We start from the raw sequence: 22,499 nt of genomic DNA, 5'->3' as shown, positions 1-22,499 counted from the left end.
TGGAATTGGGCGAGTATGGCCGGCAGATGCCCTACAGCCTGGAGGCCGAGCAAAGCGTGCTCGGCGCGGTTCTGATTGATCCGGTTTGCTTTGCGCTCGTGATGGAGAGTCTGCGCGCGGATACGTTTTACCGCCCGCAGCACCGGCAGATTTTTGAAGTGATGTCCACGATGTTCAATCTGAACAAAACGATGGACTTTATTACAATCCTCGATGCGGTCAAAAGCGAGGGCATATTTGACACCGACGAGGACGCGAAAATTTATCTGACCAATCTCGCGCAGGTGGTGCCTTCGGCGGCGAATGTCGAAGCGTACTGCAAAATCGTGCGCGAGAAATATTATGTGCGCCGTCTGATTGAGGCTTCACGCGGCATTATTGAAATGGCGTCGGATTCACAGGCCGAATCCGACGTGCTGCTCGATTCGGCGGAACAAAGCATTTTCGATATCCGGCAGGGGCGCAATACAAGCTCTTTTAAACATATCCGCACAGCCATTACCGAGACGTATGAGGTGCTCCAGCGTTTGTCCGGCGAGGACCGGGACAAATACCGCGGCATCCCGACCGGCTTTTCCATGCTTGACCGCGTGATTACTGGGCTTAACCGCACGGATCTGATTTTGATCGCGGCGCGTCCCGGTATGGGTAAGACATCGTTTGCGCTCAACATCGCGGAGAATGTCGCGACAAAAACGGATAAAACCGTAGCGATTTTTTCGCTTGAAATGAGCAGCGAGCAGTTGGCCCAGCGGCTTTTGTCGTCGCAGGCGTCCGTTGAGGGGCAGCTGCTGCGCACGGGCGAATTGACCGGCGACGATTGGGTGCGCATTGCGATGGCTTCGCAGACGCTCTCCAAGGCTGATATCTACCTTGACGACACGCCGGGCATCACCATCGGCGAGATGAAAGCAAAGCTGCGCCGGCTGCGCAAGGTCGACCTTGTGATTATCGATTATCTCCAGCTTATGTCGTCCGGACGGCGTTCGGAGAACCGCGTGCAGGAGGTCAGCGAGATTACACGAAACCTGAAGATCATGGCAAAAGAGCTGAATGTTCCGGTCATCACGCTGTCGCAGCTCTCGCGCGGCCCGGAATCCCGCTCCGACCATAAACCGATGCTGTCCGACCTGCGTGAATCCGGTTCGATTGAACAGGACGCTGATATCGTGCTGCTTTTGTTCCGCGAGGATTATTACGCGCGTGAGGACGCCGAGGAACGCAATGTTGCAAACTGTGATATTGCCAAGAACCGTCACGGCGAGGTGGGCGTTGTAAAGCTCGGATGGGACAACCGTTATACAAGATTTACGAATTTGGAGCTGGGACGCGATGAACCATAAAGCGCGCGCGACAATTGAAGAATTCTCCATGCTGGAGCAGGGTGACATAGTGGCTGCGGCCGTATCCGGCGGGGCTGACTCGGTCGCCCTGCTCGATTTTTTATGCGCGCAGCTCAACCTTGGGCTGACGGTGCGCGCCTGCCATCTCAACCACTGCCTGCGCGGCGAGGAAAGCGACCGCGACGAACAGTTCGTGCGCACGATGTGCGCCCAGTATGGCGTAGCGCTCGATGTGCGGCGCGTGGATGTGCGCGCGCTGGCGCATACGCGAGGCCTTTCGCTTGAGACGGCCGCGCGCGAAGCGCGGTATGCGTTTTTTGAGGAGGTCGCGCGCGCGCACGGCTGCAAAATCGCAACGGCGCACACGCTGTCGGATGCGGCCGAGACAGTCGTTTTGAACCTTGCGCGCGGCACAGGAATAGCGGGGCTTTGCGGCATCCCGCCGGTGCGCGGCGGCATTGTGCGGCCGCTGATCGGCTGCACACGCGCCGAAACAGAGGCGTACTGCGCGGCGCATGGCCTGTGCTATGTGACGGACAGCACCAATCTGACGGACAGCTGCACGCGCAACCACATACGCCACAATGTCCTGCCGCAGCTCTTTCGTGTGAATCCCGGCGCGCTGGAAGCCGTCGGACGTATGACCGCGGCGCTGCGCCGCGATGAGGACTATCTGTCCGGCGCGGCGCGTGATGCACGCGCGCTGGCGGCGCGCGGCAAAGGATACGACCTTGAGACGCTGCGCGCGCTGCATCCGGCGGTGCGCACGCGCGTCATCGCGGTGCTTTTGGAGGAAGGCGGCGCAGAGCGTTCGGCGCAGCGCATCGCATACATTGAAGCGATGCTTGAGGGCGGGCGGCGGCGCGTCATGCAGGTCGGGCCGAGTCTGTATGTCGTCGCGGACGGCGGCCTGTTGTATCTTGAGCGCCGAAAAAAGACGCCTCTGGAGCCGATAGAGCCGCACCTGCTGCGGCGCGAAGCGATCGATGGGGCGCGGATTTCACTGGGCGATGGAAAAGCGATTGAATTTTCTGTGGTAAACTGTGCAGATTATGAAATTTTTGATAATAATGGTGGAAGGCTCTTAAAAAACGCCGCCGATTATGATAAAATAAATAATGGTATCTTTTTGCGGTCCCGACAGGCAGGGGACCGGATACAGCCCGTTGGACGCGGCTGTACAAAGCTGCTGAAAAAATTATATTCCGAGATGGGCGCGGCCGACCGGGAACGTCTGTGTGTGCTGGCTGACGAGAACGGGGTGTTCTTTGCAGAGGGCGTCGGTGTCGACGAACGCGTCCGAGTGGATAAAGTGACCACGCATATAATGTTGATCACTTTCGCGCGTGATGGCGCGGACAATTGTATGGCGCCGGAGGAGGAAACAGCATGAAAAACATAGAGCAGGATATTTTAAAAGTTTTAATCGATGAAAAGAGTATACGGGAAAAGGTGCAGTCGCTTGGCGCGCAGATATCGCGCGACTATGAGGGGAAAAAGCTGCTCGTACTCGGCGTGCTCAAAGGTTCGTTTGTGTTTATGGCGGATTTGATCCGTGCGATCACGGTACCGTGCGAAGTCGAATTCATGGCTGTGTCGAGCTATCGTTCCGGCGTAAAATCGTCAGGAGTGGTTAAGATAATCAAGGATATTGACATCAACCCGCTTGACTACAACGTCCTGATTGTTGAGGACATCCTTGACAGCGGCCTGACGCTCAGCTACTTGCGCGACCTGCTGATGCAGCGCGACGCTTCCGATATCAAGATCGCCACCCTGCTTGACAAGCCAGCCCGCCGTGTGGCCGATATCTCGGCTGATTACACCTGCTTTGAGGTGCCGGATGAATTCGTCGTCGGCTATGGCCTCGATTTTGCGGAGCGTTATCGCAACCTGCCCTATGTGGGCGTGCTCAAACCGGAGATTTACGAAAAATAAATAGGATATATGGCGCTGCTCTGCGCCCCGCACGGCCGTGGTAGTCCGGCCGTATTGGGGGGGGCCGGACGGCGGGGCGGCTATGCCCCTGTGTACGCAATGATTTGACAGGAGTGAATCTGATTTGAACAAAAAAACAAAGGGCGTCGGCATTTGGCTTTCGATGTTCCTGCTGCTGATGCTCATGGCGGTGCTGCTGTTTTCTTCCATGAAGCAGCCAACCTCGACGGAAAAATACTCCGATGTGCTCGGTTACTTCCAGCGTCAGGAGGTCAAGTCGTTTGTTTTCGACCTCGGAACGGGCGATCTGGAAATGACATTTACAGACGGCAAGACGAAGGCTTACCGTGTGCCGAATGTAAATCTGTTTATCAACGATGTTTACGCCGAGCGGTATGACGGCTCGGATAACTATATACAGCAGTATAACAAAGCGCATCCCGACGCGCCGATGCAATATGACCTGCTGCCGATTAAGACAACGCCCTGGTGGGTCAGCCTGATTCCAACGCTTGTTCTTGTCGGGCTTTTGGTGTTCTTTTACTTCATGATGATGAAGCAGGCGCGCGGCGGCGGTACGAGCGGTGTGATGGGATTCGGAAAGGCGAAGCCCCGTCAGCCGGAGGAAATGCCAAAGGTGACGTTTAACGACGTGGCGGGCGCGGATGAGGAAAAGGAGGAGCTTGTCGAAATCGTTGAGTTCCTCAAGAATCCATCAAAATTTAATTCGCTGGGCGCGCGCATCCCCAAGGGCGTGCTGCTGATGGGACCTCCCGGAACAGGTAAGACACTGCTGGCCAAGGCTGTGGCGGGCGAGGCTGGCGTGCCATTTTTCTCTATTTCCGGTTCTGATTTTGTGGAAATGTTTGTCGGCGTCGGTGCATCGCGTGTGCGCGACCTGTTCGAGCAGGCGAAGAAAAATTCGCCCTCAATCATCTTTATCGATGAAATCGACGCTGTTGGGCGCCACCGCGGCGCCGGGCTTGGCGGCGGCCACGATGAACGTGAACAGACGCTCAACCAGTTGCTTGTTGAAATGGATGGCTTTGGCACCAACAGCGGCGTCATCGTAATTGCTGCGACAAACCGCCGCGATATCCTCGATCCGGCGCTGCTTCGTCCCGGACGCTTTGACCGCCAGATTGCCGTGGGTTATCCCGATATCAAAGGGCGCGAGGCGATTCTGCGCGTCCATACGAAAAACAAGCCGATCGCGCCTGATGTAAACCTCAAGACGATCGCGGCTTCGACAGCCGGCTTTACCGGCGCGGACCTTGAAAACCTCACAAACGAGGCGGCGCTGCTGGCCGCCAAGAAGAACCATAAGGCGATTACGATGGTTGAGATTGAGGAGGCGACGATCAAGGTGATCGCCGGACCCGAGAAAAAGAGCCATGTTGTAACTGAAAAGGATAAGAAGCTGACATCCTACCATGAGGCGGGCCACGCGGTTTGCACCTATTATCTGCCGACGCAGGACCCGGTACACCAGATTTCCATTGTGCCACGTGGAATGGCCGGCGGTTATACGCTGTCGCTGCCTAGCGAAGATAAGACGTATGTGACCAAACGTGAAATGAATGAGGATATTGTCACACTGTTGGGCGGCCGTGTCGCCGAAAAGCTTGTGCTTGACGATATCTCCACAGGCGCTTCCAACGATATTGAACGTGCTACAAAAGTTGCGCGCAACATGGTGGTTCGTTATGGTTTCTCTGAAAAGCTTGGCCCGATTGTCTATGGACACGACGATAACGAGGTGTTTCTTGGACGCGACTTCTCGAGCACGCCGAGTTATTCGGAAACGGTGGCTGCGGAGATTGATACGGAAATCCGCGAGATCATCGATACAGCGTATGAACGTGCCGTTGATATTCTGACCGAGCACATGGGGCAGCTTCATGAGGTTGCGAAGTACCTGTTTGATAACGAAAAAATGGATGAAAAGACGTTTGCCGATATGATGGCTGGAAAAAGCGCTATTCATCTGGAAAAATCCGCGGACAGCACGGAGCAGGACAGCGCACAGACTGCTGTCAGCATGGAGGAAGCCGCGGACGAAGTCGGTCAAGATCCAACGGTTTAAGCGGAGCTGTTGACAAATCGGGCGGCGGCGGTTTTCAGGGCGCGGTTTGTCGGCAGACCCAATTGTTGCGGAGGTTATGAGGATGCTGTTTGATAAGATTATCACTCTTTCGCTGAACCCTGTCGCTGATATTACCTTATATGTGGACCGATATGAGATGGGCGGGGAAAACACCGTAACAAGCGAGCTGTATGACGCGGCTGGAAAGGCGGTTGATGTTTCGCGCGTGCTGCGCAGCTATGAGATTGCGAACACGGCGCTGATTGTGGCGGGTCAGGAAAACAGCAAGCGATACTTTGAACGGCTGCGCGATGAAAATGTTGCCACGCGCGTCATTTATATGGAGGGGCGTATCCGCGAAAACCTGAGCATCCTCACGCCTGACGGAACAATGACGCGCATTATCCGCAAAAGCCCCAAGATTAAGCACCACACCATCGATGAACTGGAAACGGCGCTTTCGGAGGAAATCCGGCCGACTACGCTTGTCGTCGTCGCCGGTGTGATGCCGGACGGCATCACGGATGAAATTTTCTGCGAAATCTGCGCGTTTATCAAGGAGTGCGGCGGAATCATTGCGCTTGATACAAAATCCGCGACACTCGAAAATGTCGCGCAGATCAAGCCATGGGTGATCAAACCGAACTATGAGGAGCTGTGTACGCTTGTGGGCCGCCCACTTGAAACGACTGAAGAAATGAAGGAAGCGGTCAAACAGGTGGCTGACGCAGGGGCGAAGCATGTGCTGGCAAGCTTTGGCGCGGAAGGCATGATTTATACGGACGGCTTGGTTACATACAAGGCCGATGTCCCCGAGCTTTCCGAAATCAAATCGACTATCGGCGCCGGCGACGCGGCGCTGGCCGGGTTTATCATCGCGCACGATTATAAGTATGATGTCAAAAAATCGGTTCAGTTTGCGGCTGCGTTTGGTACAGCCTCCTGCCTGGTGGAAGGGACCAATCCGCCCCGACGGATATCTGTCGCGATGGTCAATAACCAGGTGTCTGTTTATAGCATTTAATTTGAGAATCGGGAGAAAATCCGGACCAGGGCTTGTTTTGAAAAAGACGATATTTCCGATTTTTCAAACAGCCCCTAAGTCCGGATTTTTTCGGAAGGGGAGTACGGTATGAAGGAACTGCTTGTCGTCGTTGATTATCAAAATGACTTTGTGTCCGGGAGCCTGGGTTTTGAAGGGGCGGCGTCCCTTGAGGATACGATCTGCCGTAAGATTGAGGCGTACCGTTCGCGTGGCGCGGACATTGTTTTTACATTTGATACGCATGATGCAGATTATCTGAACACACAGGAGGGAAAGTGTCTGCCGGTCGTGCACTGTGTGCGCGACACACCGGGCTGGCAGCTTTGCGGCCGTGTCGCCGCCTATTGCGAACCCAATACGATCTGTTTTTACAAGCCTGTGTTTGGTTCAAAACAGCTCGCCGATTATGCAGGCGCGCAGGGATATGACGCTGTGGAGCTATGCGGGCTTGTATCAAATATCTGCGTGCTTTCCAATGCGGTGCTGATTAAGGCGGCTTTGCCGGAGGCGGTTGTGATTGTCGACGCACAGTGTACGGCCTGCGCCGATGAAGCGATGAATCAAAAGGCGCTTGATGTTATGGAAGGGCTGCAAATCCAGGTGATCAATCGCTGACTAGTTTGTGCGGCGGGACATGAAGAACAGGAATCAGCATATCGGAGGTGAGCGGATGGTCTGTAAAAAATGCGGCAGGAATGTCAAGGGCGATTTCAAATTCTGCCCTTACTGCGGCGAGCGGCTTGTCAGCGATTTTCACGATCATTACAGTGAGCTGGATCCGCCGTTTGTCGTCCGGGAACCGGACGTTCCTGACACAGCGTCCGATTTTTATACATACGATCCCAGTGAGCAGGCGCCGGATTTTGGAGCATTCGAGGACGATATCTATGAGCAGAAGGCGCCGCGCGGCCGCGCGGCGGAGGACGATGATTCATACTTTGTCTATCAGCCGCAGGAGCCACCGCCTGGGCTGATCTTTCATGCGCCTGATCCAGACGATCTCAAGGAGGAACGCCCGGTGCGCAGCGAACGGCGCGCCTTTGAAAAGCGCGCGCCGGGATTGGTGTTCAAGCTGTTTTTAATCCTCTTGATTTTGGCGCTGGCTGCGGGCGTCACAATTTTTGGATACTATCTGCTGCGTTCTCCTGCGCCGTTTGAAAATTTTGATCTGGCTGCGACTTTTGCGATGCTCCCTCCTCTGTAAATGAGCCGGCGTTATTTACGTAGGGTAATTTGGACAAGCCTATTGAAAAAAGACAATACACAGTGTATAATATAGACAGCCGCATATGAATTTGTCCGCAGATATGGAGGGGGGCCTTTCGCAGGCAGCCATAGGACGGCCATATGTGCAGAGTTGGGCGGAGCCTCACAGTGTGCGGCTCCGCCTGATATTTTTGGAGGGACAGAATGGAGAGAAGCGTTTTGGTCGCAATGAGCGGAGGTGTTGACAGCTCCGTTGCGGCATTGCTGCTCAAAAAGCAGGGATACAAGGTAGCCGGCGCAACTTTTGAGCTGTTTGACGGCTGCCCGGAGGGGAATGTCCTGGACGCGCGCGCCGTCTGTGACCGCCTTGGAATCCGGCATTATGTATTTGATTACCGGGCTTTATTTCAGAAACACGTTCTGGAACATTTCGTGGACAGTTATCTGACAGGAAAAACACCAAACCCATGTGTCGCCTGTAACCGTTCGGTCAAATTCGGCGCGTTTTTACAGGACGCCATACGCTTGGGATATACGCATATTTCCACTGGGCATTACGCCGGCGTCGCCTATGATCGGGCAGCCGGCCGCTATTGCCTTCAGCGCAGCAGGCAGACGCGCAAAGATCAATCATACGTACTGTATCATCTGTCACAGGAGCAGCTTTCACGGTTGCTGTTGCCGGTTGACGGTTATACAAAGGACGAGGTGCGGGCGTTTGCCGCCGAAGCCGGCTTGCCGGTTCAGGCGAAGGCTGACAGCCAGGACATCTGCTTTGTGCCGGATGGCGACTATGCCGCTTTTATTGAGCGTTATACTGGCAAAGCAAGCGAACCTGGGAATTTTATCAATGACGCTGGCCATGTGATTGGGCGTCACCGCGGCGTGCTTCATTATACCATCGGGCAGCGGCGCGGCCTCGGGGTGGCCTTTGGAACGCACAAGTATGTCAGCCGCTTGGACCCGGCTACCAATACAGTGACGCTGTCGGACGAATCCGCAGTGTTCTGTGATAAGCTGACCGCAGACGATCTGCGGCTGATCGCCTTTGATATGCTAAAAACGCCTCTGCGGGCCTGTGCGAAGATCCGTTATGCGCATACGCCTGCACCTGCAACGATCACTCCGCTGGGGGAGGGAAAGATATGGGTTCAATTCGACGCGCCGCAGCGCGCCATTACGCCGGGACAAGCCGTTGTTTTCTATGACAATGACCGCGTGCTCGGCGGCGCGACGATTTCCGCCGCCGGCTGACGCCCTGTTTTTTCATTGCTTTGATGAAAACGGCAGCATCATTTATGAATGATGCTGCCGTTTTAGCTGGACGCGCCGCTGTCCGCGGCGCGTCTAAAGAAAAAAGGATCGGAATGCGGCCCGACGTTGTTCGTTTAGTCCAACTCGACAGCGCCAGTGTAGAGCTGGTAATAACGGCCATGTTCTTTGAGCAGATCGTCATGGCTGCCACGCTCAATAATTTCGCCCTGTTCAAGCACCATGATGGCGTTTGAATTGCGAACGGTTGACAGACGATGCGCGATGATAAACGTTGTGCGGCCCTGCATCAGCCGGTCGAGGCCATGTTCAATATGGCGTTCCGTGCGGGTGTCGACGGAGCTGGTCGCCTCGTCAAGAATTAAAATCGGAGCGTCGGCCACGGCGGCACGTGCGATATTGAGCAATTGACGCTGTCCCTGGCTCAGGTTCGCGCCGTCACCCTCGATCACTGTATCATAGCCATGCGGCAGGCGGGAGATAAATGAATGCGCCGAGGCAAGCTTTGCGGCGTCCTCAACCTCCTGGTCGGTCGCGTCAAGCCGGCCGTAGCGGATGTTTTCACGCACGGTTCCAGTAAAAAGGTGCGTATCCTGTAGTACCATTGACAGCGAACGGCGCAGACTGTCCTTTTTAATTTTACGGATATCAATGCCGTCAATTGTAATGACACCCTCCCGGATATCATAAAAACGTGTCAAAAGATTGGTGATCGTTGTTTTGCCGGCACCTGTCGAACCTACAAAGGCAATTTTTTGCCCGGGCTTTGCGTACAGGGAGATATGCTTGAGAATTGTTTTATCCTCGTTGTAGCCAAAGGTCACGTCCTCAAATTTGACATCGCCGCGCACCGGGACACATGCGGCCGGATGACCCGAATCATCATATTGCTGCCAGAAAAACGCGCCGTTTTCATGGACCAGGTCCGCCGCGTGCGGCGGATCGGGGTCCTCGGCCGCCTCGCACATCACCTCGTGGATGCGCTCTGCGCCCGCGATCGCTGTGATAACAGCGTTATATTGGCTCGACGCCTCAGTGATTGGGCGGCTGAATTGACGCGTTAGCTGTAAGAATACGACAAGCCCGCCGACGCTGATATGCCCAAAGACGGCAAGTACGCCGCCAATCATGGCGACAAGCGCATAATTGATCGTGGAAATATTCATCATCACCGGCATCATCAGACCGGAATAGCTCTGCGCTATTGTTGCGGTTTGCTGCAAATCCCCATTGAGCCGGTCAAATTCAGCAAGCGCGTCCGGCTCATGGCAGAACACCTTGACAACCTTTTGTCCTGTAATAATTTCCTCAACGTATCCATTGACGCGGCCAAGGTTTGCCTGCTGTGCGACAAAATATTTGCTGCTGGCGCGCATCAGACGGCCAGCGACAAAGAACATGACCGGCGTCATCAGAAGCGTCAGAATTGTCAGAGGGATGCTCTTGCTGATCATCAGCGCGAGGATACCGGCGAGGGTGATGACGCTCGAGAACAGCGAAGTCAACGAATTGGCAAGAGCATCGTTGAGTGTGTCCACATCGTTGGAAAAACGGCTCATCATTTCGCCATGCGTATGGGTGTCATAATAACGGACCGACAAATCCTGCAAATGATCAAACAGGTCGCGGCGCAGGTCGTTGATGGAACGCTGTGTGGCCGTCATCATCAAACGCATTTGCAGATAGCTGGCGGCGACAGCGACAAGATAGATGCAAAGCAAAGTGATAACGCCCTGCAAAAGCCCTGTGAACCGCTCTGATACGGAAAGCGCGCGCACCGGCTCCAAAAAATTGTCGATGATCGGCTGCAACATGGCCGTACCGGCCAGCGACGCGCCGATATTGAAAAGAACCATCAGTCCCGCGAGAAAGAGAAGCGGCTTGCGGCGGCGCAGGTAGCTCCAGACAAACGCGATTGAAGCGCCAAAATTTTTCGGCTTTTCCATTGCGGATTGTTTGCGGTTCGGCATTACGCATTCCCCTCCTTTTCCTGCTGTGAATAATAGATTTCCTGATAATCCTCGCTGGTGGCGAGCAGCTGCTCATGTGTACCGATGGCTGAAATACGGCCGTCGGAAAGGATAATGATCTGATCTGCATCCTTGACAGAGGAGATACGCTGCGCGATGATAAATTTCGTTGTCCGGCGCAGCGTGGTGCAAAAGGCTTCGCGGATTTTGGCCTCGGTTGCGGTATCGACGGCGCTGGTGCTGTCGTCCAGAATAAGGATCGGCGGTTTTTTCAGCATAGCGCGCGCAATGCAAAGCCGCTGCTTTTGTCCGCCGGAGACATTGACGCCTCCCTGTTCAATCCAGGTGTCGTATCCCTTTGGAAAGCTCATGATAAAGTCGTGCGCCTGAGCGGCCTTGGCGGCCTCGATCACCTCGCCGTCAGTGGCATGCTCATTGCCCCACTTGATGTTGTCGCGTATTGTGCCTGAAAACAGGGTGTTTTTCTGGAGTACAACGCCGATCTGGCTGCGCAGCGATTCGATCGTATAATTGCGCACATCGCGGCCGTCGATCAGAACGCGCCCTTCAGTCACATCATACAGGCGCGGGATCAATTGGACCAGAGAGCTTTTACCAGCGCCCGTGCCGCCGATCACAGCGATGGTCTGGCCGGGCTTTGCCTCAAAATCGATATCTGTCAGGATGTTATTTGGATGCTCCGGATCATACTTGAAGCACACATGTTCAAATTTTACATCGCCTTTGATTGTGTATTCCTGTGCGTTAGGGATATCCGTTAAATCAATTTCGGCGGACAGGACTTCGATTGCCCGCTTATATGAAGCGGATGCGCGGGAAATCAGGACAAACATCATAGAAAGCATCATCAAAGACATAAGGATCTGGAAAATGTAATTGATAAAGGCGACCATATCGGCTGCGGTCAGCAAGCCACCGATCACCTGGCTGCCGCCAAACCAAACAACCGCTACAGTGGAGAGATTCATAACCAGCATCATGACCGGCATACTGAAGATGACGACATTCATTGCGCGCAGGGAGGCATCGGTTAGGCTGTCATTGGAGACCTTAAATTTTTTCTTTTCAAAATCCTGGCGCACAAAGGATTTGACGACGCGCACGTTTGTCAGATTTTCCTGCACGCTGCCGTTGAGGGCGTCAACGCGCACCTGCAGTTTGTTGAATAGAGGCAGTGCGCGCGTGATAATGAGTCCAAGAGATAACAAAAGGATAGGGATAATTACAACAAGAATGACTGCAAGCTCGGCGTTCATGCGAATGGCCATAATCATGGCGAAAACGAACATGAGCGGCGCGCGGATCATCAGCCGCAGCGTCATAATACCCGCGTTTTGGAGCAGTGTTACGTCGTTTGTCAACCGCGTCGCAAGCGATGCGGTTGAAAAAGCGTCGATGTTTTTAAACGAAAATTGCTGTACCTTTTCAAAGAGACCGCGACGAAGGCCGGCTGCAAAGCCGACGCCAGCCTTTGCGGAATGACGTGCATTGCCAAAACCCGCCAAAATGGCGATCAGTGCGAACAGGATCATAAGGGAACCGGTGCCGACGATATAAGAAATGTTGCCCGACTGAATACCAATGCCGACAATGTTGGACATCAGCGTCGGCTGAGTCACCTCACACACAACGTCGAGCAGCATAAACGCCACTGCGATGGCAACCGACTTTTTATAAGGCGTGAGATACGACATTACTTGCCGCAAGAGGATTCCTCCTTTTTTTGTAAATTGTCTCGAAATACCCGGAGATTTGCCGCCATACGCGACAACAAGGAGATAAGCTGTTCGAATTCCGCCGCGCTGAAATCCTCAAATGAACGTTCTGTGATTTGGTCAATTACCTTCTCGGCGTAATCGGCGGATTCCACGCCAGCCTGTGTCAGTTCGATCCGATTGGAGCGCAAGTCCTGCTGATCCGGCACACGCCGCACCAGTCCGGAACGTTCCAGACGCTTGAGTGAGATTGCAATGGTGGCGGGACTGATGTGCAGTGCGCGCGCCAATTCCTTTTGATTGCATGCGCCCATATGTTTGAGCATGAACAGCAGAGACTGTTGTCCTATATGAATATTATGGGCACAAAGCAGACGGTTTGCGCATTGCTTGTGCAGGGAAATTAAGTCCCAATGTAAATGAACGGCACGATGTAAATCTGCTGGTTGCCCCTGGGATGAAGCGCGCGGGTCTTTCATGATGACAGCTCCTTTTTAAACGGCTACACAATCAAAAAGTTAGACAGCTAATCGTTAGCTGTCTAATTAATGGTAATCCTTCATGAGGAATTTGTCAACGAGATTCTGTAAAAATTCACAAATCATTTGCATTCTGATTATACAAGGTATACAATGTTTAGAGAAGCCGCCCACAAGTGCCAGCTGGGAATTATATAGCGACAGCTGCGGTATAGTCTGGCAATTTTTCCAAAAGCGTGATACAATATGCGCAGGGCAAATGGCCAAGCCGTTTGCAGCCGCCAGATGGCGGCTGCCGTATGGTCAGACTTTATAATAACCTGGTATCAATAACTGCTTTGCGGTTTTTATACCCATATTGATTCGGCCGCCCGGATGATCTGATGGGTGCGCTCCGCTGTTTTTCCAATCTATCATCCAAGCCGTGGACAACCTGGCACAGTGGTTTGTTTCGCCTTTGCGGCATTGAGCGCATAGGTTGATCAGAATTTTTATGTGTATCTGTATACAAACGATATCATACATCAAGGAGGCTGTATTGTGCGTTTTGACCGGCCATACTTATTTGATGGTGCGTTTGGCACCTATTATTTTTCAAAAACAGGCAATGAGGCCCCTTGTGAGCTGGCTAATCTGACTGCTCCGCAAACAGTCCTGGATATTCATCGCGAATATATAGCGTCCGGTTGTGATGCGCTTAAAACAAATACATTTGCGGCCAATCCTGTATCTATTTCCGATTCCGTACGGCTTAACGAGATCATCGCGGCTGGTTGGTCGCTCGCACAGCGCGCTGCACAGGAGAGCGGCGCGCGCGTATTCGCCGATATTGGTGGGATCTGCGCCGATACGGCAGAGATGGATTATCTCACAATTGTCCGGAATTTTCTGGATCTTGGCGCGCATGATTTTTTGTTTGAGACGCTGGCTTCTTATCAGGATGTGCGGCCCGCAGTCGACCTGATCCGCCAAAGTGTTCCAGATGCGATGGTGATTGTATCCTTTGCCGTTTCACAGGATGGCTATTCTCGACGTGGATTGTATTGCCGCACACTGTTTGACCAGGCGGAGTCTGATCCATGTGTCGATGCTGTGGGACTCAATTGCTCTTGCGGCCCGAGCCATATGCGCAGCTTGCTTCGTGCGCTTGGACAGCGTGTGAAGCCTGTTGTCGCAATGCCGAATGCGGGATATCCTTCATCGCTCAATGGACGTGTTTTTTTTGAGGATAACGCTGATTATTTTGCTCAGCAGCTCGCCGCTTTGTATATGGACGGCGCCGACATTCTCGGCGGATGCTGCGGCACAACGCCGCAGCATATCCGCCGTGCCGCCGCCGCACTGGCGGCCGCCGCAGCCCGCCCCGAAGGGGCGGGCTGGCCGGAGCCGCTAGCGGCTCCGGCCACAGGCGCTGACGCGCCTGGCGGCGGCCGCCCGGGCCTGCTACACAAGGAAATTGCGGTTGAACTTGATCCGCCGTTTGACTACGATTGTTCATTTGTGCTGGCGGCTGCATCAGAGCTGCGCGCATGCGGCGTTGATCTGATCACAGTGACCGATTCGCCGTTGTCACGCACACGCGCGGACAGCCTGATGACAGCCGCGAAAATCAGACGCGAAGCGGGGATTGAGGTGATGCCGCACATCTCCTGCCGGGACAAAAACCATATCGCTTTGCGTGCGGGGCTGCTCGGCGCGGCGTTCGAAGGGATCAACCGCGCACTGATAGTCACGGGAGATCCGCCGATGCAAGCTGGGACGCGCGGCTCGGACGGTGTGTATCACCTCAGTTCATTCGATTTGATCGCATGGATTCACAGCATGAACAATGAGGTGTTTGCAGACGCGCCGTTTTTAATTGGCGGCGCGCTCAATGTGAACGCTGTAAATTTCGGCGTGGAACTTGCACGCGCAAAAAAGAAGTTGTCGCTTGGAGCCTCCATGCTGTTTACACAGCCGATTTTTAGTGACGAAGCTGTCGACAATTTTCTGTATGCCCGCCAGGAGTTAAAAGATTGCCGCCTGTTTGCGGGAATTTTGCCGGTTGCAGGCTATAAAAATGCGCTCTTTTTAATCAATGAGGTGTCCGGGATTGAAATTCCAGACACTGTCGTGCGTTCTTTGGAAGGAAAGACGCCGGATGAAGCCGCTGCGATTTCTGTTGCGTACAGTGCGGGCATTATGCAGCGTGTCTATGACGCGGCTGATGGCTTTTATATTATGACCCCATTGAAAAAGGTGAACATTGTGCGGGGATTGATCGAAGAAATCAGGAGGTATGAACAATGATTCTCATTGGCGAAAAGCTCAACAGTTCGATTCCGCGTGCGCAGCAGGCGTTTGAAGCCCGCGACACGCAGACAGTAGTAGAGCTGATTCGGATGCAGGCTGCGGCAGGCGCAGCTTTTCTGGATGTCAACACAGCGATTTGTGCAGCCGATGAACAAGCGGCTATGCTGTGGACAATCGGGTTGATACGTGAAAATTGTGATTGTGGAATTATGATCGATACAGCCGATCCAACGGTGATGGCAGCAGCGGTACACGCAGCTGGCGACCGTCCTCTGATTCTCAATTCCGCCACGATCACCGACCGCTTTGATGTGGTGACATCGCTTGCAAAGGAGAGTGGTGCGGCCATTGTCGGCCTGCCGATCGACGAGGATATGCCGCATAGCCTGGAGGAAAAATGCCAAAAGCTGGATTGTCTGGTTGAAAAACTGCGCGCCGCAAGCATTCCGGACGACCGGATTTACGCGGATGTGCTTGTGGAGACGCTTGCCACGGATGGCGAGAGCGCGAAAAATGCGCTTGGCGCGATTCTGTATATGGCGCGAGCGTATCCCGATGTCAAGACAACATGTGGTCTTTCGAATGTGTCGTTTGGTTTGCCGCGCCGTGCGTTGATCAATAGTGCATTCGTTTCAGCGGCCATGGCTGCGGGGCTTTCCAGTGCGATCATCGACCCAGTATCACCCGCAATGCGTGATGCAATCGCAGCGGCGCGCGTTGTGGCTGGATTAGACGATTATTGTATGGATTATATTACTTATATTCGTGGAAATGAGTAATTTTTCCAATAATAAATACGAAATGTATAATATATAAGGGGTGTGCCATATGATCAAATTCAATCACTTTAATTTCAATGTGCTCGACTTGCAAAAGAGCCTTGATTTCTATCAAGCAGCCCTGAACCTGACTGTAGTGCGTGAAAAAAATGCTTCGGACGGTTCATTTAAGCTTGTGTATCTCGGTGATGGCGAAAGCGATTTCACACTGGAGCTGACCTGGCTGCGCGACCGTAAGGAACCATACAATCTTGGGGATCTGGAATATCATCTCGCTTTTGTAACGGATGACTACGCGGCGCTGCATGAAAAACACCAGCAAATGGGCGTCATCTGCTTTGAAAATCCGGGAATGGGCATCTATTTCATCCATGATCCGGACGGCTACTGGATCGAAATTGTCCCCCAAAAAGGCTGATCGCAATGATAAAGGGTTACGCGCTGGAAAACAGCGCGTAACCCTTTGATTTTACAGCGATGTAGAAAATACTTTTGCCAATCGTTCATTGATGAAATAATTTCATAAAATTCCTTTTGCTTTTACAAAGTGCACAGATATTTCATCTATAATTTAAATTTCTTTTTCAAAAAAGTTTCATTGAGAAGATGATTTGTTTCGTATTCTCCATTATAAAAGACAGCCCAGTTATTAAAAATGCAAGGGAGACTTTTTGCTTTCTGCAACGTATCTACAGCAATCAAATTTAGGGGTATACTGTTTCTATTACAGTATTCTTTTACTTGCTCAATACAATTAGGAATGTAAGGGCATTGTAAACCATAATAGATTGTCAGTTCTTTTTCGCTGATTTTCATTTCTTTTACAGTTTCAGAAAAATAAGGTTTTTCCCCATTAAAAGACAGAGCCAATAACTCATATCCGTCTCCCGCTGTATCAACGACTTCAAAGCCATATTTAAGCAAAAATTTTTTGTCTGATAAAAACGGCTTTTTCTTCTTGGAGCTAAGAACACAAACGCCCGATCTTCCTTTTTCCTTTGCGTCATCGATACAATACTCAAGCAGTGATTTTGCATACCCTTTTCCTTTGAAAGAACCGGATACCCAAAGACAATAAATATATAAATAGTTATCTCCATAAACAGGCGCCCATGCTGTTTCTAAAGGAGCATACTCAATGAAAACTTTTCCCTTTTCATCAAGTTTGCGGAAAATATGACCTTCCGCAATTCGTTCTTTTAACCATTGTTTTTTTACAGCCACTCCAGCTTGATGTTTTTTATCTGCAATCGCACAACATAAATGTTCTTTATCCACGTTGTCAATTGTCAAGTTTATAAACTGTTCACTCATATGCTTGCCTTCTCTACTCATATTATAACAATTAAACCTTGACGCCGCATATCATGCTTTGTTTTTTATATGTTTTTTGCTTCATTTGACAGGGTTTTTTGTAAGCAGACAGGCTCGATGACTTTATGAATGTACCGCTAACAGCGAGCCTCTTTCCGGCGGCGGCGCATTTTATTCAGTCTGTGCCCGGGCCTGGTCAAATGTAAGCGGAAGCGTCAACGCATCGAGCTGCGGCGCGGCAATCCAGTCGGGATTGCTGCAATCGCCGAATTTGACCGTATGGACGATTGCGCCCGCCGTCAGGCATTGATTGTGCGGAATATCCGGCGTTGTCACAACGTACATACCAGGCAGCAGTAAACGAAAAACAGCCGAAGCGCCGCGATATTCAGCGTATACAACCTCTCCGCTCTGTACAAGCACCAGTTCCTGTAACGCGGCATGTGAGTGGCTGCTTTCCCAGACGGGTTCCCCGGCTGCATTCTCACAACGGATATAGCTGCTTTTGTCCGGACCGATCAATCGGAAACGCAGCTCTCCATTGTCCATGCGCTCGTGGTTTGTCGAAACGCCGTGCTGCTCAAACGCCGCGTTGCACGAGATTGCTTCCATATTACCACCCCTGTCATGATTGAATATTGATTGCGAGCGGACACTCAAGCACATCCACAAGCGCGAGCGTTGAAGGGTCGATCACATTGATATAAGCCATACCCTCATGGCTGCCCGATGAAAGCGGCCTTGACAGATTGGCATCCAGTATGTACTGATTAGGCGCGATATATTGTGAGCGGTACAAAACGGTTTCGTTATTGTCTGCAACGATTTCAAGGACCATCAAATATCGATTGAAAGCAGGATTCTGAACACAAATGTCTCCACCGCTGCCGTCGGACGAAAAGGTGGGAGCCGCATTGATGCGGTACCCAAACAACCCATTGCCGGGAGCACGCTCGCTGTGCGGCGCGCCCGGAAGCACACCCGTCTGCGCAGCAGGATCAAGCCCTTCGACACGAAACTGCGCCGCGACCTCGCTGGAGGACCCGGCCCTGTGCAGGAAGAAAAAGGCCCCCGCTGCGATCAGGACGATAACGAACAACGTGGACAAAAGTACAGGCAGTATCCCCATACGTTTTTTTTGTTTAACAGTCATTGGAACGCACCTCCGCGGCAGGGATTGAAAACAGCCGGCGTCCTGTCAAAGCGAGGGCTTTTTACAAGAAGCCAAAGCCAGACTCAAATGATTTTGCGCAGGATTTTCGGGCGGAACCATCCGCGATAAATATGAAGCGCCTGCGTCAGCAAATAATCATACATAAACAATGTAAAGTTTACAATTGCCAGAATGACGACAATAGTATAACGCCCGAAATCGCCCCAGCCCTCAAGCATATCAGGGACCCCAAAAATGAAGAGCATCACATAGTAAAAAGCCACGACGACTACATTAAACAGCAGCAGCTTGAACATGGCGGAAAAAATATGCGGCAAACGTTCTATCCAGGGTTTGGCCAGCGGGTAGTAGCCAAGCAGCATGATATACATCATGACGGCCTCGCGGTCCGGAATAATCAGCAGAGCGAGCAGCGAAGTCGCCGTGTAGACGAGCATCGCGGTTTTCAGACCGTTTTCTTCGCGCACGGAAATCAAAACGATCCCGGCCAGCGCGGGGAAGATATACGAGGAGAAGGGGATCAGCCCGGTCATAAACATGAGCAGCAGGCACAGGGCGGAGGAAAGACCGCCAAGGGCGACCTGGGTGCTTTTTTTCATCTGGCGGCTGCTGTGGGACGCCGCCGGGTCCCAATCCGGCTGCCGTGTCATCAGAAACAGCCGCTGCCGCATGCGTCAAGGCAGCAATTGGCGCAGTATATGGCCGCGCAGATATCGCAGCAGCTGCATCCGCCGACCGTTGTGTTCGTTCCAAAAGGGCTTTGATTGTAGCGCGGCTGCCCGTTCTGCCGCTGCCAGACAAGCTGATTGTAAGCAGCGCTGTATTCGCTGTTCTGCGGGTTGAGCTGGCAGGCGCGCTGAAAGCACTGGAGCGCGTCGTCAAGCCAACCACGCGAATAATAGATACTGCCCTTTAGAAAATGCCATTCAGCGTCGCGGTTTGCTGCGGCCACGCCGTCGAGCAGCTCCTGAGCTTCAGCAAGACGGCCGGAATTGATCATGCGGCGGATATCGGAGAATTGAGACGCGCCGGAATAAGCTCCCGCGCCGGCCGGCCCGCCCGCGGATTGTCCCGACCTGCGCTGCGCGACGATCGCGTCATACGCCTGGTTGATCTCCTGCATCTTTTCCTCAGCCAGATCGGACAGGGGATTATTTGCATAGTTGTCCGGATGATATTTTTTGGCAAGCTCGCGGTATGCGATTTTTACCTGTTCATCGGTGGCGTTCGGCGAGATCCCAAGCACCTTGTACGGATCTGTCATCTGTGTTCATTCTCCTTCGGCAACAAAATTCGTTCAACGGTTTCCCGCAGACCGAGATAGATCACATTATCAAGAATCGGCTTATATTCGCCAAGTTCCAGAAGCTCGTACGCTTTGATGATTTCCCCTATGGTTAAAAAAAGCGAACCTTTCGCGTTTTCGCGTACATCGGCCAGCCGCTGCGGCTCAGGCGCGTCCAGATGCTCGCGCAGCACAAACGCGTTGTAGCTGCCATGGCGGATATCCTCCTCGAGATCGTCGAGCGCGTCGGCAAGGTACACATACCGTCCAAGCAGATAGCCGAATCGCTCCAGTACGCGCCGCTGGCTGCCGTCATGCGAAAGAAGCCCGCAGATATGCGAAAGCGCGAGCGCCGACGGCTCTGCCGCACGGTCGACGCTGTCGCACCGCTCGTCCTCAACAAGGCTCTGCATACTGATCGTTTCATAAATAATCGAGGCCACGTCCGGGGTGCGGTCCGACGCTTTTTTGTAAGCGGCGCGCGCGAACGGCATACACAAAAGCGTCAGAAAGCGGGCGCCGGTTCCGCCGTCCGTATAGTTGTCGAGCGCCTTGTAGTAAAACATGATCATCGCGACGTCGGACGAAAACGACAGCCATGAACAGCTTTGCAGGCAGGGACGCTTTTTAAGCGGGTTGAGCATGCAGCGCCCCGGCGCAAACGACGAATCCTTTTCGTCAAGCGACATGCCGAGCAGCGTGAGAAACGTGAAGTCAAAGCTGAGCGTCATGCGCGCGAACGGGCCATACTGCCGCCCAAGCTGCTTGCACAGGCCGCAGTAGACAGCCTGATACGTTTCATATTCACAGACGCGCAGCATCCCTTTACTGGGTCTTATATATCCAAACATGAATGTAGTGTCTCCAATTTTATCGGATTATGAACACAGGTGCAGTGATGAAGAATACACAATGAATGTTTATTATTTTACACGAAGCAGACAGAAATGTGTTTAATAAAGTATGAATTTGTGCATATCAATGGGGTTTTATGCGCTGGCAACGGGCGGAATTTATCAAAAGATGGCGGTTAAGCCTTGATTTTACATGTGGTTCGCGGTATGATAGGAAAAGGGTTTAATGGGTAAATGCGCTAAAGCGGCGTAGGAAGGAACGGAGGAAACCAACCGATGATTTACAACAGGCACGCCGAGACAATGCCGCGCAGGCAGCTAGAGGCGCTCCAACTGGAGCGTATGAAGCATGTGGTGCGGTATTGCTATGACAATGTCCGGCTGTACCACGACCGGTTTGACGCGGCCGGCATCGATCCTGACAAGTTTAAAACGCTCTCCGACATCAAGTACATACCGCCGACCACAAAGGACGACCTGCGCGACCACTATCCGTTTGGATTGTTTGCAGTACCGCGCAAGCAGATTGTACGCATCCACGCGTCGTCAGGAACAACGGGCAAGCCGACGGTCGTGGGATATACAAAAAACGATCTCGACATGTGGTCCGAAGTGATGGCGCGCCTGATCGCCGCGGTTGGCGTGGGCGACGAGGATATGGCGCAGATTTGTTTTGGATACGGCCTGTTTACAGGCGCGCTCGGCCTGCATTATGGGCTTGAGCGTCTTGGCGCCGCTGTTGTGCCGTCGTCAAGCGGCAACAGTGAAAAGCAGATCATGCTGATGAAGGATTTCGGCACGACAACGTTGATCGCGACGCCGACATACGCGCTGTATCTCGGCGAGCTGGCTGCCGAAATGGGTTATACGCCCGCTGATTTTAAGCTGCGTGTCGGCCTGTTCGGTTCGGAGGGGAGCACGCCGGAGATGCGCGCCAAGATTGAGGAAAAGCTCGGCCTGTTTGCGACCGACAATTACGGTATGAGCGAGCTGATCGGGCCGGGCGTATCGGGCGAATGCGAATACCGCGACGGATTGCATATCAATGAGGATCACTTTTTTGCAGAGGTGGTCGACCCGGAGACGCTCGCGGAGAAGGACGAGGGCGAGGTCGGCGAACTGGTCATCACAACGATGACCAAAGAGGCGCTGCCGCTGCTGCGGTACCGCACGCGGGACCTTTCACGAATCACCTATGCGCCGTGCAAATGCGGCCGGACAACGGCGCGTATGGACAAAATTATGGGGCGCAGCGACGATATGCTTAAAATCAAAGGCGTCAACGTGTTCCCATCGCAGATTGAAAGCGTGCTCATGCCGATGGAGCAGGTCAGCCCGCATTATATGCTTTACGTGCGCCATGAGGGATATACGGATACGCTCGAGGTCAAGGTTGAGCTGATCGACGCGTCGCTGCTGGAACGCTATTCCGATCTGGAGCGTCTGACAGATATGATTCATTCGCGCCTGCGCACGGTGCTCGGCATCGATGCAAAGGTCACGCTCGTCCAGCCAAAGACGATCGAGCGGTTTTCCGGAAAGGCCAAGCGCGTTGTCGACCTGCGGTAAAAGATCCATACAGTTTTTGGCTTCGCAGCGCAGGGCGTTCTGTTTGCGGCGCAGCCTGCATAGACGCAGAGGCCGTCCCACTGTTCGCGGCGCAGCCTGCATAGGCGCAGAGGCCGCCCCACTGTTCGCGGCGTAGCCGACTAAAGTTTTTTGCCGA

Annotated in this window: 21 protein-coding genes; 12 read left to right on the top strand and 9 right to left on the bottom strand. The window is 53.1% G+C overall.

The features are described 5' to 3' along the window. The first annotated feature begins 26 nt into the window (after positions 1 to 26). From dnaB to mnmA, 8 genes are all read left to right on the top strand, one after another. Positions 27 to 1,343: a replicative DNA helicase gene (gene dnaB / locus FMM72_RS09140; RefSeq protein ID WP_160209694.1), complete on the top strand. Its 1,317-nt coding sequence runs from the start codon at positions 27 to 29 to the stop codon at positions 1,341 to 1,343. Next, positions 1,333 to 2,736 (top strand): tRNA lysidine(34) synthetase TilS, encoded by a 1,404-nt coding sequence (gene tilS / locus FMM72_RS09135; protein WP_162221237.1) that lies wholly within the window; start codon positions 1,333 to 1,335, stop codon positions 2,734 to 2,736. The genes dnaB and tilS overlap by 11 nt, the downstream gene beginning before the upstream one ends. Continuing rightward, a complete protein-coding gene (gene hpt / locus FMM72_RS09130; protein WP_180322906.1) occupies positions 2,733 to 3,281 on the top strand; it encodes a hypoxanthine phosphoribosyltransferase in 549 nt (182 codons plus the stop codon). The genes tilS and hpt overlap by 4 nt, the downstream gene beginning before the upstream one ends. A gap of 178 nt (positions 3,282 to 3,459) precedes the next feature. Next, positions 3,460 to 5,367, top strand: coding sequence for an ATP-dependent zinc metalloprotease FtsH (ftsH, locus tag FMM72_RS09125; RefSeq protein WP_243151626.1), 1,908 nt, complete (start codon positions 3,460 to 3,462; stop codon positions 5,365 to 5,367). Between the two features lie 82 nt (positions 5,368 to 5,449). Beyond that, a complete protein-coding gene (locus FMM72_RS09120) occupies positions 5,450 to 6,391 on the top strand; it encodes a 1-phosphofructokinase family hexose kinase (RefSeq protein ID WP_160209674.1) in 942 nt (313 codons plus the stop codon). Positions 6,392 to 6,499: 108 nt separating this feature from the next. Then, the gene (locus FMM72_RS09115; RefSeq protein WP_162221236.1) at positions 6,500 to 7,027 is read left to right on the top strand and encodes a cysteine hydrolase family protein; all 528 of its coding nucleotides are present in this window, start codon (positions 6,500 to 6,502) and stop codon (positions 7,025 to 7,027) included. A 55-nt stretch (positions 7,028 to 7,082) separates the two neighbouring features. Next, a complete protein-coding gene (locus FMM72_RS09110) occupies positions 7,083 to 7,616 on the top strand; it encodes a zinc-ribbon domain-containing protein (RefSeq protein WP_160209672.1) in 534 nt (177 codons plus the stop codon). A 206-nt stretch (positions 7,617 to 7,822) separates the two neighbouring features. Continuing rightward, positions 7,823 to 8,872, top strand: coding sequence for a tRNA 2-thiouridine(34) synthase MnmA (gene mnmA / locus FMM72_RS09105; RefSeq protein WP_162221235.1), 1,050 nt, complete (start codon positions 7,823 to 7,825; stop codon positions 8,870 to 8,872). A 134-nt stretch (positions 8,873 to 9,006) separates the two neighbouring features. Here mnmA and FMM72_RS09100 read toward each other — a convergent pair whose 3' ends face one another. The 3 genes from FMM72_RS09100 to FMM72_RS09090 are packed head-to-tail and all read right to left on the bottom strand — an operon-like array spanning position 9,007 to position 13,075. Next, positions 9,007 to 10,860: an ABC transporter ATP-binding protein gene (locus tag FMM72_RS09100; protein ID WP_162221234.1), complete on the bottom strand. Its 1,854-nt coding sequence runs from the start codon at positions 10,858 to 10,860 to the stop codon at positions 9,007 to 9,009. Continuing rightward, the gene (locus tag FMM72_RS09095; protein ID WP_162221317.1) at positions 10,860 to 12,575 is read right to left on the bottom strand and encodes an ABC transporter ATP-binding protein; all 1,716 of its coding nucleotides are present in this window, start codon (positions 12,573 to 12,575) and stop codon (positions 10,860 to 10,862) included. Before FMM72_RS09095 ends, FMM72_RS09100 begins: the two co-directional genes overlap by 1 nt. Further along, a complete protein-coding gene (locus FMM72_RS09090; protein ID WP_160209669.1) occupies positions 12,575 to 13,075 on the bottom strand; it encodes a MarR family winged helix-turn-helix transcriptional regulator in 501 nt (166 codons plus the stop codon). The genes FMM72_RS09095 and FMM72_RS09090 overlap by 1 nt, the downstream gene beginning before the upstream one ends. Positions 13,076 to 13,615: 540 nt before the next feature. Between FMM72_RS09090 and FMM72_RS09085 the strand changes: the two genes are divergently transcribed. Genes FMM72_RS09085 through FMM72_RS09075 form a run of 3 tightly spaced genes read left to right on the top strand, consistent with a single transcriptional unit; the run spans position 13,616 to position 16,564 of the window. Further along, on the top strand, positions 13,616 to 15,364 hold the full coding sequence (locus tag FMM72_RS09085) for a bifunctional homocysteine S-methyltransferase/methylenetetrahydrofolate reductase (protein WP_162221233.1): 1,749 nt from the start codon (positions 13,616 to 13,618) through the stop codon (positions 15,362 to 15,364). Beyond that, positions 15,361 to 16,146, top strand: coding sequence for a dihydropteroate synthase (locus tag FMM72_RS09080; RefSeq protein WP_162221232.1), 786 nt, complete (start codon positions 15,361 to 15,363; stop codon positions 16,144 to 16,146). Before FMM72_RS09085 ends, FMM72_RS09080 begins: the two co-directional genes overlap by 4 nt. Positions 16,147 to 16,195: 49 nt before the next feature. Next, a complete protein-coding gene (locus FMM72_RS09075; RefSeq protein ID WP_160209666.1) occupies positions 16,196 to 16,564 on the top strand; it encodes a VOC family protein in 369 nt (122 codons plus the stop codon). A 146-nt stretch (positions 16,565 to 16,710) separates the two neighbouring features. On the opposite strand, the gene FMM72_RS09070 is transcribed toward FMM72_RS09075, so the two are convergent. The 6 genes from FMM72_RS09070 to FMM72_RS09045 form a co-directional block, all read right to left on the bottom strand. Then, positions 16,711 to 17,460, bottom strand: coding sequence for an N-acetyltransferase (locus FMM72_RS09070; RefSeq protein ID WP_162221231.1), 750 nt, complete (start codon positions 17,458 to 17,460; stop codon positions 16,711 to 16,713). 171 nt (positions 17,461 to 17,631) lie between these two features. Next, entirely contained in the window at positions 17,632 to 18,072 is a 441-nt protein-coding gene (locus tag FMM72_RS09065) for a hypothetical protein (RefSeq protein ID WP_162221230.1), read from the bottom strand. A 13-nt stretch (positions 18,073 to 18,085) separates the two neighbouring features. Then, complete coding sequence (locus FMM72_RS09060; protein WP_160209663.1) at positions 18,086 to 18,613, bottom strand: hypothetical protein; 528 nt, start codon at positions 18,611 to 18,613, stop codon at positions 18,086 to 18,088. An 83-nt stretch (positions 18,614 to 18,696) separates the two neighbouring features. Further along, positions 18,697 to 19,233: a hypothetical protein gene (locus FMM72_RS09055; protein WP_162221229.1), complete on the bottom strand. Its 537-nt coding sequence runs from the start codon at positions 19,231 to 19,233 to the stop codon at positions 18,697 to 18,699. Positions 19,234 to 19,283: 50 nt separating this feature from the next. Further along, positions 19,284 to 19,898: a J domain-containing protein gene (locus tag FMM72_RS09050; protein ID WP_160209661.1), complete on the bottom strand. Its 615-nt coding sequence runs from the start codon at positions 19,896 to 19,898 to the stop codon at positions 19,284 to 19,286. Continuing rightward, positions 19,895 to 20,770, bottom strand: coding sequence for a DUF5685 family protein (locus FMM72_RS09045; protein WP_160209660.1), 876 nt, complete (start codon positions 20,768 to 20,770; stop codon positions 19,895 to 19,897). The genes FMM72_RS09050 and FMM72_RS09045 overlap by 4 nt, the downstream gene beginning before the upstream one ends. A gap of 279 nt (positions 20,771 to 21,049) precedes the next feature. Here FMM72_RS09045 and FMM72_RS09040 point away from each other — a divergent pair, with 279 nt between their 5' ends. After that, the gene (locus tag FMM72_RS09040) at positions 21,050 to 22,342 is read left to right on the top strand and encodes a phenylacetate--CoA ligase family protein (RefSeq protein WP_160209659.1); all 1,293 of its coding nucleotides are present in this window, start codon (positions 21,050 to 21,052) and stop codon (positions 22,340 to 22,342) included. Positions 22,343 to 22,499: the final 157 nt, after the last annotated feature.

The sequence above is a fragment of the Anaerotruncus colihominis genome (assembly GCF_010206195.1).
GTDB lineage: Bacteria > Bacillota > Clostridia > Oscillospirales > Ruminococcaceae > Anaerotruncus > Anaerotruncus colihominis_A.
Note: the sequence above shows the minus strand (reverse complement) of the source record. Positions and strands in the feature narration are given on the sequence as shown.